The 15,096-nt window shown below is 71.5% G+C and carries 16 protein-coding genes; 12 read left to right on the top strand and 4 right to left on the bottom strand.

The annotated features are described in order from the left end of the window. Positions 1 to 147: 147 nt before the first annotated feature. The 12 genes from HNQ01_RS10430 (at position 148) to HNQ01_RS10375 (ending at position 13,558) form a co-directional block, all read left to right on the top strand. Entirely contained in the window at positions 148 to 867 is a 720-nt protein-coding gene (locus HNQ01_RS10430) for a response regulator transcription factor (protein WP_173805373.1), read from the top strand. After that, positions 864 to 2,483: a sensor histidine kinase gene (locus HNQ01_RS10425; RefSeq protein ID WP_173805368.1), complete on the top strand. Its 1,620-nt coding sequence runs from the start codon at positions 864 to 866 to the stop codon at positions 2,481 to 2,483. Before HNQ01_RS10430 ends, HNQ01_RS10425 begins: the two co-directional genes overlap by 4 nt. A gap of 59 nt (positions 2,484 to 2,542) precedes the next feature. Next, complete coding sequence (locus HNQ01_RS10420) at positions 2,543 to 4,615, top strand: RNB domain-containing ribonuclease (RefSeq protein WP_173805366.1); 2,073 nt, start codon at positions 2,543 to 2,545, stop codon at positions 4,613 to 4,615. Positions 4,616 to 4,653: 38 nt separating this feature from the next. Next, a complete protein-coding gene (locus tag HNQ01_RS10415; protein WP_173805364.1) occupies positions 4,654 to 5,547 on the top strand; it encodes an energy transducer TonB family protein in 894 nt (297 codons plus the stop codon). Positions 5,548 to 5,620: 73 nt separating this feature from the next. Beyond that, a complete protein-coding gene (gene aroE / locus HNQ01_RS10410) occupies positions 5,621 to 6,466 on the top strand; it encodes a shikimate dehydrogenase (RefSeq protein WP_173805362.1) in 846 nt (281 codons plus the stop codon). A 24-nt stretch (positions 6,467 to 6,490) separates the two neighbouring features. Then, on the top strand, positions 6,491 to 7,306 hold the full coding sequence (locus tag HNQ01_RS10405) for a transglycosylase domain-containing protein (RefSeq protein ID WP_173805360.1): 816 nt from the start codon (positions 6,491 to 6,493) through the stop codon (positions 7,304 to 7,306). A 38-nt stretch (positions 7,307 to 7,344) separates the two neighbouring features. After that, the gene (locus HNQ01_RS10400) at positions 7,345 to 7,944 is read left to right on the top strand and encodes a hypothetical protein (protein WP_173805358.1); all 600 of its coding nucleotides are present in this window, start codon (positions 7,345 to 7,347) and stop codon (positions 7,942 to 7,944) included. Then, positions 7,944 to 8,531, top strand: a complete 588-nt coding sequence (locus HNQ01_RS10395) for a TlpA family protein disulfide reductase (RefSeq protein ID WP_173805356.1) — start codon at positions 7,944 to 7,946, stop codon at positions 8,529 to 8,531. The genes HNQ01_RS10400 and HNQ01_RS10395 overlap by 1 nt, the downstream gene beginning before the upstream one ends. Before the next feature lie 385 nt (positions 8,532 to 8,916). Continuing rightward, a complete protein-coding gene (gene accB / locus HNQ01_RS10390; protein ID WP_173805354.1) occupies positions 8,917 to 9,369 on the top strand; it encodes an acetyl-CoA carboxylase biotin carboxyl carrier protein in 453 nt (150 codons plus the stop codon). A gap of 13 nt (positions 9,370 to 9,382) precedes the next feature. Then, positions 9,383 to 10,738 carry an acetyl-CoA carboxylase biotin carboxylase subunit gene (gene accC / locus HNQ01_RS10385; protein WP_173805352.1) on the top strand — a complete coding sequence of 452 codons (1,356 nt, stop codon included), beginning with the start codon at positions 9,383 to 9,385 and terminating at the stop codon, positions 10,736 to 10,738. Beyond that, entirely contained in the window at positions 10,738 to 11,667 is a 930-nt protein-coding gene (gene prmA, locus HNQ01_RS10380; protein ID WP_173805351.1) for a 50S ribosomal protein L11 methyltransferase, read from the top strand. The genes accC and prmA overlap by 1 nt, the downstream gene beginning before the upstream one ends. 28 nt (positions 11,668 to 11,695) lie before the next feature. Beyond that, positions 11,696 to 13,558, top strand: a complete 1,863-nt coding sequence (locus tag HNQ01_RS10375; protein ID WP_173805349.1) for a zinc-ribbon and DUF3426 domain-containing protein — start codon at positions 11,696 to 11,698, stop codon at positions 13,556 to 13,558. Positions 13,559 to 13,576: 18 nt separating this feature from the next. On the opposite strand, the gene HNQ01_RS10370 is transcribed toward HNQ01_RS10375, so the two are convergent. The 4 genes from HNQ01_RS10370 to rplP all read right to left on the bottom strand — a co-directional run bounded on the left by HNQ01_RS10370 (position 13,577) and on the right by rplP (position 15,095). Continuing rightward, the gene (locus HNQ01_RS10370) at positions 13,577 to 14,083 is read right to left on the bottom strand and encodes a peroxiredoxin (RefSeq protein ID WP_173805347.1); all 507 of its coding nucleotides are present in this window, start codon (positions 14,081 to 14,083) and stop codon (positions 13,577 to 13,579) included. Between the two features lie 110 nt (positions 14,084 to 14,193). Then, positions 14,194 to 14,466, bottom strand: coding sequence for a 30S ribosomal protein S17 (gene rpsQ / locus HNQ01_RS10365; RefSeq protein ID WP_173805345.1), 273 nt, complete (start codon positions 14,464 to 14,466; stop codon positions 14,194 to 14,196). Further along, positions 14,463 to 14,663, bottom strand: coding sequence for a 50S ribosomal protein L29 (gene rpmC, locus HNQ01_RS10360; RefSeq protein ID WP_173805343.1), 201 nt, complete (start codon positions 14,661 to 14,663; stop codon positions 14,463 to 14,465). Before rpmC ends, rpsQ begins: the two co-directional genes overlap by 4 nt. A gap of 15 nt (positions 14,664 to 14,678) precedes the next feature. Then, positions 14,679 to 15,095 carry a 50S ribosomal protein L16 gene (gene rplP, locus HNQ01_RS10355; RefSeq protein WP_037480914.1) on the bottom strand — a complete coding sequence of 139 codons (417 nt, stop codon included), beginning with the start codon at positions 15,093 to 15,095 and terminating at the stop codon, positions 14,679 to 14,681. Position 15,096 lies beyond the last annotated feature (1 nt).

Below are 15,096 nucleotides of genomic sequence, written 5' to 3'. Positions count from 1 at the left end.
GCATCGAAACCGGCCGGATCCTGCCCGATCCCGGGCCGGTGATGACGAATGATGACCGCGGTGCCCGATTCCGCCCCCGGCGGGCGGCACATGCGCTCCAATGTCAGGCATCGCAGTCATCACGCTGCGGGGAGCAGGGAGCACGCCATGGCAGCACGGAGCGCAGCACGCCGGATCGCCGTCGTCGAGGACGAGCAGGACATCCGGGACAACTATCTCGAGGCCCTGGCCCGCGCCGGCCACGAGGTCGAGGGCCATGCCACCCGGGCCGAGGCCGAGGCGGCCTTTGCCCGTCGGCTGCCGGATCTGGCCATCCTGGACATCTGGCTCGGCGCCGACCGCGAAGCCGGCATGACACTGTGCCGCGACCTGCGTGCGCGCGATCCGGCGCTGCCGATCATCTTCCTGAGCAACATGGACAGCGAGATCGACATCGTCAGCGGACTGCGCCTGGGGGCGGACGACTACCTTGTCAAGGCGCACATCACGATGGCACAGCTGCTGGCCCGGATCTCGGCGCTGTTCCGGCGCCAGGATGCGCTCGAGCAGGTGCGCAGCGCACAGCAGCCGCTCGACATCGGCGCGCTGCGCCTGGACCTGGACCGCCTCGAGACCCGGTGGAAGGACAAGGTGGTCGACCTGACGATCACCGAGTTCGAGATCGTGCGCGCGCTGACTCGGCAGGTCGGCCACCTGCGCGACCGCGACACGCTGATGCGCTCGGCCAACATCTATGTCGAGCCCAACACCATGACGGCGCACATCAAGCGCATCCGGGACAAGTTCGTGGCGGTCGACCCCTCGTTCTCGATGATCGACACCGTCTACGGACGCGGCTACCGCTGGAACGGCGCAGCCGGCCGATGAACGCCGCCCGCTCTGGTCGGCGCCTGCGCAGGTGGCCGGGCCTGCGTGCCCAGGGCGTGGGGGTGGCGCTGCTGCTGCTGGCGGTGCTGCCCTGGATGCACGAGCATCATGTCGAGGAGATGCGCCAGCGCCTGCAGCAGGCGCAGCAGCGCGCACTGCTCGACATCGCCGAGGCCTGGGCGAGGGCGCTGCAGTCCGCGCCCGCCGGGACCGACGCGTCGCGCCGGCCGCCGCCGGTCTCGGTCGCACGCAGCGGCCTGCAGATCTGGCGGCTCGACACCCGGCTGCAGGTGCGCGACCACTGGGGCAGCCTGGTGCGGCGCGATCCGCTGTTCATGAACGAGACGGCCGCGGAGCCGGCCGATGCGCTGGACAGATGGATCGTGCGCTGGGTCCACCCCTGGGTGGTGCCCCGGAGCGTCGACTTCTCCGACCTCGAGCCGGCCGAGGCCCCGCCGATCGACGACACGGTGCGAGCCGCCGCCCAGGGCAGCATCGGCATGCGGCCCGTCCGTCTGCCCGGGCGCGACGCGCAGGTCTTCTCGGTGGCCGCGCCGATCTGGGGCCCCTCCGGCGTCGAGGGTGTGCTCATCGTCGAGCAGGGGGATGAAACGATCACGCGGGCCGTCTGGCACGCCCGGGAGCGACTCGGCCTCATGACGCTGCTGGCCTGCCTGGCGGTGGCGGGCGTGCTGGCTCTCTACGCCGGAAGGCTGACGCGCCGCCTGCTGCAGCTGCAGGCCGAGGCGGAAAGCAGCGTGGACATGCGCGGCCGCATGCGCCGCGGGCAGGGCCTGCAGGCCTGCCGCGACGCGCACGACGAGCTGGGCGACCTGTCGCGCAGCTTCTCGACGCTGCTGGAGCGCCTCGACCGCCATCATGACTACCTGCAGAAGCTCGCCCGGCTGCTGGCCCACGAGGTGCGCACGCCGGTCACGTCGATCAGCATGTCGCTCGACAACCTGCGCGAGCTCGACACGACGCCCGGACACGCCATCTACTTCGAGCGCGCCGGACGGGGCGTGCAACGGGTCAACCTGGTGCTGACGGCCATGACCGAGGCCTCGCGGCTGGAGGACATGCTGGCCGACTGCCCGCGCATGCGCTTCGACCTGGCCGACTTCCTGCGCGGACATGTCGATGCCTGGGCGGCCAGCCGGCCGGAGCACATCTTCGAGATCCGCACCGAGGCCGGCGCCGTTCCGGTGCTCGGCCATCCCGAATGGGCGGCACAGATGCTCGACAAGCTGCTGTCGAACGCCTGCGACTTTGCCGCCCCGGCCACGCCGATCGTGGTCGACTGCCGGCGTCGCGGCGACCGGGTCGACATCAGCGTCGCCAACCAGGGACCGTGCCTGCCACCGGGAGCGGCCGACACGCTGTTCGAGCCCTTCCTGTCGCTGCGAGCGACGTCGCCCGAGACGCCTTCGGCCCCCCCCCACCTGGGCATCGGTCTGCATGTCGTGCGGCTGGTCGCCGAGTACCACAGCGGCCGGGTCGGCGCCCGCGACAACGAGCGCGGCGACGGCGTCGTGTTCACCGTCTCGCTGCCGCTGGCTCCCGGCGAGATCGGCGCCGGTGCCGGCATCGCGCACGCGATGTCCTCGCCCTGCTGACAGGCGCGCGTGGCCCGCGGCGCGAATCGGGGCCCGCCATCGGCGACAATCCGGCCCCTATGAATGCCCTCTTCGAAGACGCCGGCAAGTTCCTCGCCGGCCGCGTGTTGTCCGAGGCCGAGAGCTCGATGCAGGTCGAGCTGGACTCGGGCAAGCGTGTCAAGGTCAAGGCGGCCAACGTGCTGCTGAAGTTCGACAAGCCCGCGCCGGCCGTGCTGATCGCCGAGGGCCAGCGCCTGGCCGAGGAGATCGACCTGGACCTGGCCTGGGAATTCGCGCCCGAGGGCGAGTTCGGCTTCGCGGATCTGGCGCGCGACTACTTCGACGCCGGCGCCGGCACGAGCCACCAGGCCGCGGCGCTGTTCCGCCTGTTCGGCGCGCCGCACTATTTCCGCCGCATGGGCCGCGGCCAGTTCCGCAAGGCGCCCGAGGACATCGTGAAGGCGGCCCTGCTCGCCATCGAGAAGAAGGCGCAGCTCGCCGCGCAGATCGAGGGCTGGGCGGCCGAGCTGGTCGCCGGCCGGTGTCCGCAGCCGGTGCGCGAGCAGCTCTACAAGATCCTGTTCAAGCCGGACAAGAACGCGCCGGAATACAAGGCCGTCGTGGATGCCGCGAAGAAGGCCCAGCGCGCGCCGCTGGACCTGCTGGTGGCCGCCGGCGCCATCGACAGCCCCTACCAGTTCCACTGGCGCCGATTCCTGTTCGAGCAGTTCCCGAAGGGCGCGGGCTTTCCGGCCTCGCTGGTGGCGCCGGAGATCCGCGACGAGCTGCCCCTGGCCGAGGGCGTGCGCGCCTTCTCGATCGACGACTCGGCCACGACCGAGATCGACGACGCGCTGTCGGTGCAGGGCCTGGGCAGCGGCACCATCGTCTTCGGCGTGCACATCGCCGCGCCGGCGCTGGCGATCCAGCCGGACTCGGCCGTCGACAAGGTCGCGCGCGAGCGCTTCTCCACCGTCTACATGCCGGGCTGGAAGCTGACCATGCTGCCCGACGAGGTGGTGCAGAGCTACACGCTGCAGGAGGGCCGCGACTGCCCGGCCGTGTCGCTCTACGTCACGATGGACGAGGCCACGCTGGAGGTGAAGTCCAGCGTGACGAAGCTCGAGCGCGTGCCCATCGTCGCCAACCTGCGCCATGACCGGCTCGACGCGGTCGTGACCGAGGCGGCGCTGAGCGGCGAGGCCCCCGCCGACTTCGACTTCGCGCCCGAGCTGGCCTTCGGCTGGCGGCTGGCGCGGCACCTGAAGGCGCAGCGCGAGGTGGTGCGCGGCAAGCCGGAGAACTTCAACCGGCCCGACTACAACTTCCGCCTCGTCGATGCCGACGGCCAGCCGCCGAGCGCGCCGCCCGACGGCCGCGAGACGGTCGTCATCAGCGAGCGCCGCCGCGGCGCGCCGCTCGACACCATCGTCGCCGAGGCGATGATCCTGGCCAACAACACCTGGGGCGGCTGGCTGGCCGAGCTGGGCGTGCCGGGCATCTACCGCAGCCAGGCCAGCATGGCGCCGGGCGTGAAGGTGCGCATGTCGACCAAGGCGCTGCCGCACGCCGGCATGGGTGTCGCGCACTACACCTGGGCGACCTCGCCGCTGCGCCGCTACGTCGACCTGGTCAACCAGTGGCAGATCATCGCCTGCGCGCGCCACGGCCGCACCGCGGCGCTGGCGGCGCACTTCAAGCCCAAGGACACCGCGCTGTTCGCGATCATCTCGGGCTTCGACGCCGCCTACTCGGCCTACAACGGCTTCCAGAACGGCATCGAGCGCTACTGGACGCTGCGCTGGCTGCAGCAGAACGGCGTGACCGAGCTCGACTGCGCCGCGATGAAGGACGGCCTGGTGCGCGCCGACACGCTGCCGCTGGTGCTGCGTGCGGTCGGCGCCGACGGCCTGCCGCGCGGCGCGCGGGTGCGCGTGCGCCTGGGCGAGCCGGACCTGCTGACGCTGGAGATCGGCGGCAGCGTGATCGCCCGCCTGGATGATCCGACCCGCTCGGACGACGACGCGGTGATCGAGGACGAGGCCGAGGAAGGCGCCGAGGCGGCCGCCACCGGCCTGGCACTGGCCATCGACGTCGCCGATGCCGACGCGCCGGCCGCGGCCGACGGCGGCGCCGCACCGGCCGCCTGAGTCCGATCCCTTCGCCTCTCCGCCCCGACGCCCCGCCGATGCAGCGCCTCAAGCAACTCTCGACCCTCCAGATCGCCCTGCTGCTGTCGCTGGGCCTTCATGCCGCCGTGCTGACGCTCCGGGTCGTCGATCCGGAGGCCTTCGACCGCATCCTGCAGGACACGCCGCTCGAGGTGGTGCTGGTCAACGCCAGCACCGCCGAGAAGCCGACGAAGGCGCAGGTCATCGCGCAGCGCAATCTGGCCGGCGGCGGCGACGCCGCCGAGGGCCGCGCCACCTCGCCGCTGCCGCCCTCGCCGGCCAACCAGGCCGGCAACGCGCTCGACGACGCGCAGCGCCAGATCGAGCAGATGCAGGCGCAGCAGATGCAGCTGCTGGCGCAGATGAAGCGCGAGCTGGCGAAGATCAGCACGCCCGACGCGGCGCAGGCCGAGCGCAGCCCGCAGGCCGCGCGCGCCGAGGAGGAGCGCCGCCGCCAGCTGATCGACCAGCTCGCGCAGATCGAGAAGCGCATCAACGACGAGAACGCGAGACCGCGCCGCCGCTATGTCAGCCCGGCCGCCCGCGAGGGCGTGCACGCGCTGTACTACGACTCGCTGCGCAGCCGCATCGAGGACATCGGCACGCGCAACTTTCCCGAGTCCGGCGGCGTCAAGCTCTACGGCGAGCTGAGCATGCTCATCGAGATCGACAGCCTCGGCCGCGTCGTCGAGTCCGAGATCATCAAGTCCTCGGGCAACCGCCTGCTCGACCGCAAGGCGCAGTCGATCGTGCGCGGCGGCGCCCCGTACGGCCCCTTCACCACCGCGATGCGCGCGCAGTTCGACCGACTGGTCTTCGTCTCGCGCTTCCGCTTCACCCGCGAGCAGGGCCTGCAGGCCACGGTCGAGGAAAACCAGCACGCACCGCGCGACGCCGCGGAGCGGCCCTGATGTCCTCCGCCCGACCCGCCGCATCGCCACTCCGTCGCGCTTCCTCCTCCCACGCCTTTCCCCGCCCGCTGCCATGGACCGCTATGTCGTGATCGGCCACCCGGTGGAGCACAGCCGCTCCCCCGCCATCCACGCCCGCTTCGCCGCCCTGACCGGCCAGGCGCTGGTCTACGAGCGCCTGCTGGCGCCGCTGGACGGCTTCGTCGAGACCGTGCGCGGCTTCGCCGCGGCCGGCGGACGCGGCTGCAACGTCACCGTGCCGTTCAAGTTCGAGGCCTGGCAGCTGGCGGCGCGCCGCACGCCGCGCGCCGAGCTGGCGCAGGCCGCCAACACGCTGCGATTCGACGCCGAGGCCGACGGCGGCTGGTGGTGCGACAACACCGACGGCGCCGGCCTGGTGCGCGACATCACGGTGAATGCCGGCGTCGCGCTGGCCGGCCGGCGCGTGCTGCTGATCGGCGCCGGCGGCGCGGCAGCCGGCGTGCTGGGGCCGCTGATCGAGGCGCGGCCCGCCGGCATCGTCATCGCCAACCGCACCGCGCAGAAGGCCGAGGCGCTGGCGCTGCGCCATGCCGCGCTGGCGCGCGAGCACGGCGTGGCGCTGCAGATCGCGCCGCTGGAGGCCCCCGGCGAAGCCTTCGACGTCGTCATCAACGGCACCGCCTCCAGCCTGTCGGGCGCCGGCGTGCCGGTGCCGGCCGAGGTGCTGCGCCCGGGCGCGCTGGCGCTGGACATGATGTACGGCGCCGGCGCACGCGGCTTCCTGGCCTGGGCGGCCGAGCACGGCGCCACCGGCCGCGACGGCCTGGGCATGCTGGTCGAGCAGGCGGCGGAGGCCTTCCTGGCCTGGCGCGGCGTGCGGCCCGACACCGCGCCGGTGCTGGCCGAGCTGCGCGCGCGGGTCGACGCGCCGCGCTGAGCATCCCGCCCGGAGAGACGCGCGATGTCGGACGCCCCTGTCGCGACGCTGTCCTGGCCGGCCCGTCTGGGCCGGCTGCTGGCGCTGGTGCTGCTCGCCGGCGTGGCGCTGCAGCTGTATTTCGTGCTGCGCATCGCGCTGATGACGGTGCTCGATCCGGCCTCGACCACCTTCCAGCGCAGCGAGATCTGGCGCCTGGCCACCGAGCGCGGCCGCATCGAGTGGGCGCAGGAGTGGCGCGACTATGCCGCGCTGGGCACGCCGATCGCCCGCGCGGTGATCGCCAGCGAGGATGCCGGCTTCGTCGAGCACAGCGGCGTCGAGTGGGACGCGCTGGAAAAGGCCTGGGAGCGCAACCAGCGCGCCGAGGCGGTGGCCGAGCGCCGCAACGAGCAGCTCGAGCGACGCCAGCAGCAGGCGCTGGCGCGCGGCCGCGCGCCGGCCGCGGTGCCCGCGCGGGTCGAGGCCCGGGTGGTCGGCGGCTCGACCATCACGCAGCAGCTGGCCAAGAACCTGTTCCTGTCGGGCGAGCGCACCGCCGCGCGCAAGGCGCAGGAATTCGCCATCACCTTCATGCTCGAGGCGCTGCTGAGCAAGCGGCGCATCCTCGAGATCTACCTGAACCATGTCGAGTGGGGCGAAGGCCTGTTCGGCGCGCAGGCCGCAGCGCGCCACTACTTCCACACCGACGCCGACCGGCTGGGCTCCGCGCAGGCCGCGCGCCTGGCGGTGATGCTGCCGGCCCCGAAGCGCTTCGAGCAGCGCCCGGGTTCCGGCTACCTGGTCGGCCGCGCCGGCACGATCGCCGCACGCATGGGCGCGGTGCAGCCCCCGCGCTGAGCCCCACGCCCTCAGCCCTTCCTGAAGGAGAGCCCCCGATGCCCTCGTCGCTGACCGCGGAGATCGCCGCCGCCGCCGCCCGCCTTGTCGTCGAGGAGGGCCTGGAGTACGGCGCGGCCAAGCGCCGCGCCGCGCGCGACCTCGGCCGCGGCGCGCGCCAGACCGAGCTGCCCGGCAACGACGAGGTCGAGGACGCGGTGCGCGAGTACCTCGACATCTTCTGCGCCGACACCCAGCCGGGCGAGCTGCGCGCGCTGCGCGAGCTGGCCGCGGTCTGGATGGAGCGCCTGGCCGTCTTCCGCCCGCACCTGACCGGCGCGGTCTGGCGCGGCACCGCGACCCGGCTGTCGGCGCTGCACCTGGAGCTCTACTGCGACGACGGCAAGTCGGCCGAGATCGCGCTGCTCGACCGCGGCGTCGACTTCGACATCGCCAGCACCCGCGGGCCGCAGGGACGCGACATCGACGTGCTGTCGCTGGCCTCGCGCTGTCCTGCCTTGGGCGAGACGGTGACGGTGTTCCTGTCGGTGCTCGATCATGACGACCTGCGCGGCGCGCTCAAGGCCGACGCGCGCGGCATGACCCAGCGCGGCGACCTGGCGGCGCTGCGCCGCCTTCTGGACTCGGAGGAAGCGTGATGCAACGCAGGACCTGGATGATGCTGGCCGGTGGCGCCGCGCTGGCGGGCGTCGGCGCGGGCCTCTGGACCGGCCTGCGCCGTCAGGGCGCGAGCACCGGCGCGGCACCGGCGCCGACCGGCCCGGCCGCCTCGGCCGGCGGCGGGGCGGACGCGCTGTGGTCGCTGCAGTTCGATCGCCCGGAAGGCGGCACGCTGGCGCTGGCCTCGCTGCGCGGTCGCGCGCTGCTGATCAACTTCTGGGCCACCTGGTGCCCGCCCTGCGTCAAGGAGATGCCCGAGCTCGACCGCTTCGCGCGCGAGCAGGCGGCGCTGGGCGCGCAGGGCTGGCAGGTCATCGGCCTGGCGGTGGACGGCCCGACGCCGGTGCGCGAGTTCCTCGCGCGCACGCCGGTGGGCTTTCCGGTCGGCCTGGCCGGCTTCGGCGGCACCGAGCTGGCCCGCTCGCTGGGCAATGACGGCGGCGGCCTGCCCTTCACCGTCGTGCTCGGCGCCGACGGCCGCGTGATGCAGCGCAAGCTCGGATCGACCGATCTGAAGGAACTGCAAGACTGGCGTCGTCAGGACGCATCGCTGCCCCGCTCCTGAGTCCCCGGATACCCTCGACGGGTTTCCGGGCGGGTCCGCGCCGTGGCATCATCGCGCCCCCGCGCCGGCCGGCCGGGATCCTGTCCGACCGCAACTTCGTTGCAACGCTGCTCGACTTGAAACGAAAAGCGCGTAAAGTCGGGACTTCCTCCAGAAACTCGCGGTATCCATGCACATCGGCAGCCTCCAGAGCTTCCCGTCGGTCCGTCCCGCGCATCCCCGCAGGATGCGGACCGGCATGAACGACACCGCGCCGACCCAGGCCGGCCATCGGCCTTTTCCTGCGGACACGACCTGAGCCCTGCGCGCTGCCCGCGCAGGCCGGCCGCCGAGGCGGCCTGGCCGGTCCCGTCCACTGCAACCCAAGAATCCCGGAGCCTCCTCCATGGACCTTCGCAAGCTGAAGACCCTGATCGACCTGGTGTCGGAATCCAACGTCTCCGAACTCGAGATCACCGAAGCCGACGGCAAGGTGCGCATCGTCAAGCAGAGCGCCACCCAGGTCGTCGCGATGCCGGCACCGGTCTACGCCGCGCCGCCGGCGGCGGCCGCCGCACCGGCCGCCGCGGCCCCGGCCGCCGCTCCGGCCGCCGAGGCCATTTCCGGCCAGGTCATCAAGTCGCCGATGGTCGGCACCTTCTACCGCGCGTCGAGCCCGGGCGCCAAGGCCATCGCCGACGTCGGCACCCAGGTCAAGAAGGGCCAGGCCGTGTGCATCATCGAGGCCATGAAGATCATGAACGAGATCGAGTCGGAATTCGACGGCACGGTCTCGAAGGTGCTCGTCGAGAACGGCCAGGCCGTCGAGTACGGACAGCCGCTGTTCATCATCGAATAACAGGGCCTGCGCCATGTTCAAGAAGATCCTGATCGCCAATCGCGGCGAGATCGCGCTGCGGATCCAGCGCGCCTGCCGCGAGATGGGCATCCAGGCGGTGATCGTCTACTCCGAGGCCGACCGCGACGCCAAGTACGTCAAGCTCGCCGACGAGGCGGTCTGCATCGGCCCGCCGCCGTCGCAGAAGAGCTATCTGCACATGCCGGCCATCATCTCGGCGGCGGAAGTGACCGACGCCGAGGCCATCCACCCCGGCTACGGCTTCCTGTCCGAGAACGCCGACTTCGCCGAGCGCGTCGAGAAGAGCGGCTTCGCCTTCATCGGCCCGCGCCCCGAGTCGATCCGCCTGATGGGCGACAAGGTCTCGGCCAAGGACGCGATGATCAAGGCCGGCGTGCCCACCGTGCCCGGCTCGGCCAGCGCGCTGCCGGATGATCCGAAGGAGATCATCCGCATGGCCCGCGAGGTCGGCTATCCGGTGATCATCAAGGCCGCCGGCGGCGGCGGCGGTCGCGGCATGCGCGTGGTGCACAGCGAGTCGGCGCTGATCCACTCGGTGGACACGACCCGGGCGGAGGCCGGCGCGGCCTTCAACAACCCGGCCGTGTACATGGAGAAGTTCCTCGAGAACCCGCGCCACGTCGAGATCCAGGTACTGGCCGACGAGCACGGCAACGCCGTGTGGCTGGGCGAGCGCGACTGCTCGATGCAGCGCCGCCACCAGAAGATCATCGAGGAGGCGCCGGCGCCGGGCATCCCGCGCAAGACGATCGAGAAGATCGGCGAGCGCTGCGCCGCCGCCTGCCGCAAGATCGGCTACCGCGGCGCGGGCACCTTCGAGTTCCTGTACGAGAACGGCGAGTTCTACTTCATCGAGATGAACACGCGCGTGCAGGTCGAGCACCCGGTGACCGAGCTGATCACCGGCATCGACATCGTGCAGCAGCAGATCCGCATCGCCGCGGGCGAGCCGCTGCCGTTCACGCAGAAGCAGATCGGCCTGCGCGGCCACTCGATCGAGTGCCGCATCAATGCCGAGGACCCGTACAAGTTCACCCCGTCGCCGGGCCGCATCACGATGTGGCACCCGCCGGGCGGCCCGGGCGTGCGCGTCGACTCGCATGCGTACAGCAACTACTACGTGCCGTCGAACTACGACTCGATGATCGGCAAGATCATCGTGCACGGCGACACCCGCGAGCAGGCGATGGCACGCATGCGCAGCGCGCTCAGCGAGATGCTGGTCGAGGGCATCCAGACCAACATCCCGCTGCACCGCCAGCTGATGGCCGACACCGCCTTCATCGCCGGAGGCACCAGCATCCATTACCTGGAAGGCTGGCTGGCGGCACGGAAGGCGGCGCTGTGATGTTCGAGCTGGTCCTTCTGGCCCGCGCCGACCAGGTCGACGCGCTGAGCGATGCGCTGACCGACGAGCTCGACGCGCTCGCGGTCACCGTCGAGGATGCCGACGCCGACACGCCCGACGAGGCCCCGATCTTCGGCGAGCCGGGCATGCCGGCGACGCTGTCGTCGCAGATCGGCGGCTGGCAGCGCTCGATCGTCAAGGCCCTGTTCGGCGACGAGGACAGCGCCACCGAGGCCGCCACGCTGCTGCTGGCGCAGGACGACGACAGCGGCGCGCCGCTGTTCGACGACCTGCACATCCACGGCCTGCTGCCGGTGGCCGACGAGGACTGGGTGCGTCTGACGCAGTCGCAGTTCGAGCCGGTGCTGATCACCTCGGACTTCTGGATCGTGCCGTCCTGGCACAAGGCGCCGGAAGGCGCCACGCGCGTGATGCGGCTCGATCCGGGCCTGGCCTTCGGCACCGGCACGCATCCGACGACGCGCATGTGCCTGCGCTGGATCGCGCGCCACGCCGACCTGTCGGCCCCGTGGCCGCGGGTGCTGGACTACGGCTGCGGCTCGGGCATCCTGGCCATCGGCGCCGGCCTGCACGGCGCCACCGGCATCGACGCGGTCGACATCGATCCGGCGGCGGTCGAGTCCAGCCGCGCCAACGCGGCCGCCAACGGCGTGAGCCTGAACCGGGTCGGCCTGCCCGACCAGGCCGAGGGCCTCTATCCGGTCGTGCTGGCCAACATCCTGGCCGCGCCGCTGAAGCTGCTGGCACCGCTGCTGAGCCAGCATGTCGCGCCGGGCGGCTCGCTGGTGATGGCCGGCCTGCTCGAGCGCCAGATCGAGGACCTGCAGGCCGCCTACGCGCCCTGGATCGCGCTGGAAGTGGCAGATCGTGAAGAAGGCTGGGTCCTGCTGAGCGGTCGGCGCCCCTGATCCAGGGGGCGGATGGCATGATCCGGTCATGAGCCTGGCCACTTCCTGTCCCTCCTGCGGCACCGTCTTCCGGGTGGTGCAGGACCAGCTGAAGACCTCCGAGGGCTGGGTCCGCTGCGGCCAGTGCCAGGAGGTCTTCAACGCGCTCGAAGGGCTGTTCGACCTCGACCGGCGCGAATCCTCGGCGACCACGCGCAGCGGCATCGCGCAGACGCCCCGCCCCGCTCCCCAGCCGTCCCTGCCGCCCCCCGGCCACGATCCGAACGATCCGGCCTGGGCCGAGACGCGGCCGGCGATGTTCTCCGGCTCGAAGTCGAGCCTGCCTCCGCCCGCGCCGCCGCGACCGCAGCAGCAGGTGCACATCGGCACGCGCCATGCCGCGACCTGGGATCCGTCCGTGCAGGACTCCGGCATGTCGATGGCGCCGACGCAGCCCGACACCGGCTCATGGCGGCTGCTGCGCGACCCCTCCTCGCCCGACGGGGCGCTCGCGACCGAGGCCGACGCCAGCGACAGCCTGCTGGCACCCGCACCGAGCGAGCCGCACGACGACCAGGGCTATCCGGCCACGACGCTCGAGTTCCGCTCCGAGGCCTTCAGCGCCTTCGCGTCCGCGAAGCTGCAGCAGCGCCACGGCCGTCCGGACGTCGACCTGACGCTGCCCGATCCGGCCCCGGTCATGCCGCCGCCGCCGCGGCCGATGCCCGCGTTCGCGCCACGCCAGGAGCCCGCCGCGGCTCCGGCTCCGGTGCGACCCGAGCCCGAGGAGGAGGCCGCCCCGTCCACGCCACCGCGGTCATCGGCCCTCGCGGAGCCGGAACCGGAGCAGGCGCCTCTTCAGGAAGAACCCGCCGCCAGCGGGATCCCCCTGCCGCAGGTGGCCGACGCCGCGGCAGCGCAGGTCGCGACCGCCACGCCGGACGACGAGCCGCTGCCCCCGGAAGCCGAAGCGCCGCAGCCGCCCCCCACCGCCCCCGAGGCGAGCGCCTCGCACGAGGCACAGGAAGGGTCAGAAGTGCAGCTGCCTCCGGCGGAGATGCAGCCGCTCACCGCGACCGCAGCGGAGACGCCGGCTGAGCGGGTGGCACAGGACGTGGTGGAAGCGACCGCCGGACCCGATGCAGCGCTGGCCGACACGATGCCCGCCGCGGTGCCGCGATCGGGCGAGGACCATTTCGAGAAGACGATCGACCTGACCAGCGAACTGCTGGCGCCGCAGCGCCCCGGCGCGAATGCACAGGCGACTCAGGCCGAACCCGCCGGACTGCCGCCGAGAGAACCCGTCGTCGAAGAGACGCCGCCCGAAGAGGCGGCGACCTCGCGCACCGAGGCGCAGGATGCGGCCACGGATGCGACGCCTGCGGGCGGCCCGGAGATCGATCCGGAGCCGACGCTGGACTTCATCCGCAAGGCCAACAACCAGGCGCGCTGGCAGCGGCCCTGGGTTCGCGGCGCGCTCGGCGCGTCGGCGCTGTGCCTGACGCTGACGCTGATGGCACAGGTGGGCGTGCAGTGGCGCGACCGCTTCGGCGCGCGCTGGCCGGTGCTGCAGCCGCTGCTGGAGACGCTGTGCCAGTGCCAGCTTCAGCCGCCGCGCCTGCTCGACGCGCTGGTGGTCGACAGCACCTCGCTGACCCGGCCCCCCGGCGCCAGCGGCTTCCTGCTCGGCGTCACGCTGCACAACCGTGCCGAGCACCCGGTGGCCGCGCCGCACATCGAGCTGAGCCTGACCGACACCCGCGGCCAGGTGGTGCTGCGGCGGGTGCTGACTCCGACGGAGTTCCGCCAGCCCGGCATGCTGCCGGGTCAGGCGGACGCGATCTGGTCGCTGGAGTTCACCAGCAGCGACAGCCGGATCACCGGCTACACGCTGGCCGCCTTCTATCCCTGAGCGGGGAGGCGCGCGGGATCAGCCGCGGGCCTGCGACAGCATCGTCGCGGCGTCGCTGACCTCGAACTTGCCCGGGCCTTCGACGTTGAGCGTCTTGACCACGCCGTCGTCGACCAGCATCGAGTAGCGCTGCGAGCGCACGCCCAGGCCCTTGGCGGTCAGGTCGAGCACCATGTCGACCGCGCGGGTGAAGTCGGCCGAGCCGTCGGCCATCATGCGCACCTTGCCGCCGGCCGCGTTCTCGCGACCCCAGGCGCCCATCACGAAGGCGTCGTTGACCGACAGGCACCAGATCTCGTCGACGCCCGCGGCCTTCAGCTCCTCGGCCGTCCGGACATAGCCGGGCAGATGCTGGGCCGAGCAGGTCGGGGTGTAGGCGCCGGGCAGCGCGAAGATCGCGATCTTCTTGCCGGCCGCTTCCTTGGCGACATCGAAGGCGTTCGGGCCCAGCGAGCAGCCATTGCCCTCGACCTCGATGTATTCGTAGACGGTTGCGGACGGCAGGGCGTCACCGATCTTCAGCATGATGAGTCATCTCCAATGAAAAAACCGGCCGCCAGTATTCCAGCGTGCCGGTTTTTCTGTTGTCCGAGGTCAAAAGACCCCGGAAAACATCGGTCAGATCCGATCAGGCGTCAGACCAGACGCGCCTTCTCGATCAGGCGGGTCACGACCCAGCTCTTGGTCTTCGAGATGGGGCGGCCTTCGGCGATCTCGACCAGATCGCCCATCTTGTACTCGCCGTTCTCGTCGTGAGCGTGGTACTTGCGCGAGCGAGCGACGATCTTGCCGTACAGCTCATGCTTGACGCGGCGCTCGACCAGGACGGTGATCGTCTTGGCGCGCTTGTCGCTGACGACGCGGCCGATCAGCGTGCGCACGTTCTTGGTGGCTTGGGCTTCGCTCATTGCGCGGCCTCCTTCTTCTTCTCGGCCAGAATGGTGCGGGCACGAGCGATGTCGCGGCGGGTCTTGCCGAGCAGCTGGTGGTTGCCCAGCTGCTGGGTCGCCTTCTGCATGCGCAGGCTGAAATGGGCCTTCAGCAGATCGCTGATTTCCTTCTCGAGCGCAGCGACGTCCTTGGCGCGGAGTTCAGATGCTTTCATTCAATCTCTCCCGGCTCAGGAACCGAACTGGCGGGTCACGAAGGTCGTGCTCAGCGGCAGCTTCGCAGCAGCCAGCGTGAACGCCTCGCGCGCCAGCGCTTCCGGCACGCCGTTGATCTCGTAGAGCACCTTGCCCGGCTGGATCTCGGCGACGTAGTACTCCGGGTTGCCCTTGCCGTTACCCATACGCACTTCGGCCGGCTTCTGCGAGATCGGCTTGTCCGGGAAGATGCGGATGAAGATGCGGCCACCGCGCTTGATGTGGCGGCTGATGGCACGACGGGCGGCTTCGATCTGGCGAGCGGTGATGCGGCCGCGCTCGGTGGCCTTCAGACCGAACTCGCCGAACGACACCTGGGCGCCACGGGTGGCGACGCCGGTGTTGCGGCCCTTTTGTTCCTTGCGGAACTTGCGACGCGAAGGTTGCAACATT

The organism is Sphaerotilus uruguayifluvii, from assembly GCF_013294065.1.
Lineage (GTDB): Bacteria > Pseudomonadota > Gammaproteobacteria > Burkholderiales > Burkholderiaceae_C > Sphaerotilus > Sphaerotilus uruguayifluvii.
This window is presented reverse-complemented; position numbering and strand designations above follow the sequence as displayed.

What these genes read in the sequence shown, in the direction of transcription:
- HNQ01_RS10430 (WP_173805373.1), top strand. Translation starts at nt 148, where the DNA reads ATGGCAGCACGGAGCGCAGCACGCCGGATCGCCGTCGTCGAGGACGAG.
- HNQ01_RS10425 (WP_173805368.1), top strand. Translation starts at nt 864, where the DNA reads ATGAACGCCGCCCGCTCTGGTCGGCGCCTGCGCAGGTGGCCGGGCCTG.
- HNQ01_RS10420 (WP_173805366.1), top strand. Translation starts at nt 2,543, where the DNA reads ATGAATGCCCTCTTCGAAGACGCCGGCAAGTTCCTCGCCGGCCGCGTG.
- HNQ01_RS10415 (WP_173805364.1), top strand. Translation starts at nt 4,654, where the DNA reads ATGCAGCGCCTCAAGCAACTCTCGACCCTCCAGATCGCCCTGCTGCTG.
- aroE (WP_173805362.1), top strand. Translation starts at nt 5,621, where the DNA reads ATGGACCGCTATGTCGTGATCGGCCACCCGGTGGAGCACAGCCGCTCC.
- HNQ01_RS10405 (WP_173805360.1), top strand. Translation starts at nt 6,491, where the DNA reads ATGTCGGACGCCCCTGTCGCGACGCTGTCCTGGCCGGCCCGTCTGGGC.
- HNQ01_RS10400 (WP_173805358.1), top strand. Translation starts at nt 7,345, where the DNA reads ATGCCCTCGTCGCTGACCGCGGAGATCGCCGCCGCCGCCGCCCGCCTT.
- HNQ01_RS10395 (WP_173805356.1), top strand. Translation starts at nt 7,944, where the DNA reads ATGCAACGCAGGACCTGGATGATGCTGGCCGGTGGCGCCGCGCTGGCG.
- accB (WP_173805354.1), top strand. Translation starts at nt 8,917, where the DNA reads ATGGACCTTCGCAAGCTGAAGACCCTGATCGACCTGGTGTCGGAATCC.
- accC (WP_173805352.1), top strand. Translation starts at nt 9,383, where the DNA reads ATGTTCAAGAAGATCCTGATCGCCAATCGCGGCGAGATCGCGCTGCGG.
- prmA (WP_173805351.1), top strand. Translation starts at nt 10,738, where the DNA reads ATGTTCGAGCTGGTCCTTCTGGCCCGCGCCGACCAGGTCGACGCGCTG.
- HNQ01_RS10375 (WP_173805349.1), top strand. Translation starts at nt 11,696, where the DNA reads ATGAGCCTGGCCACTTCCTGTCCCTCCTGCGGCACCGTCTTCCGGGTG.
- HNQ01_RS10370 (WP_173805347.1), bottom strand. Translation starts at nt 14,083, where the DNA reads ATGCTGAAGATCGGTGACGCCCTGCCGTCCGCAACCGTCTACGAATAC.
- rpsQ (WP_173805345.1), bottom strand. Translation starts at nt 14,466, where the DNA reads ATGAGCGAAGCCCAAGCCACCAAGAACGTGCGCACGCTGATCGGCCGC.
- rpmC (WP_173805343.1), bottom strand. Translation starts at nt 14,663, where the DNA reads ATGAAAGCATCTGAACTCCGCGCCAAGGACGTCGCTGCGCTCGAGAAG.
- rplP (WP_037480914.1), bottom strand. Translation starts at nt 15,095, where the DNA reads ATGTTGCAACCTTCGCGTCGCAAGTTCCGCAAGGAACAAAAGGGCCGC.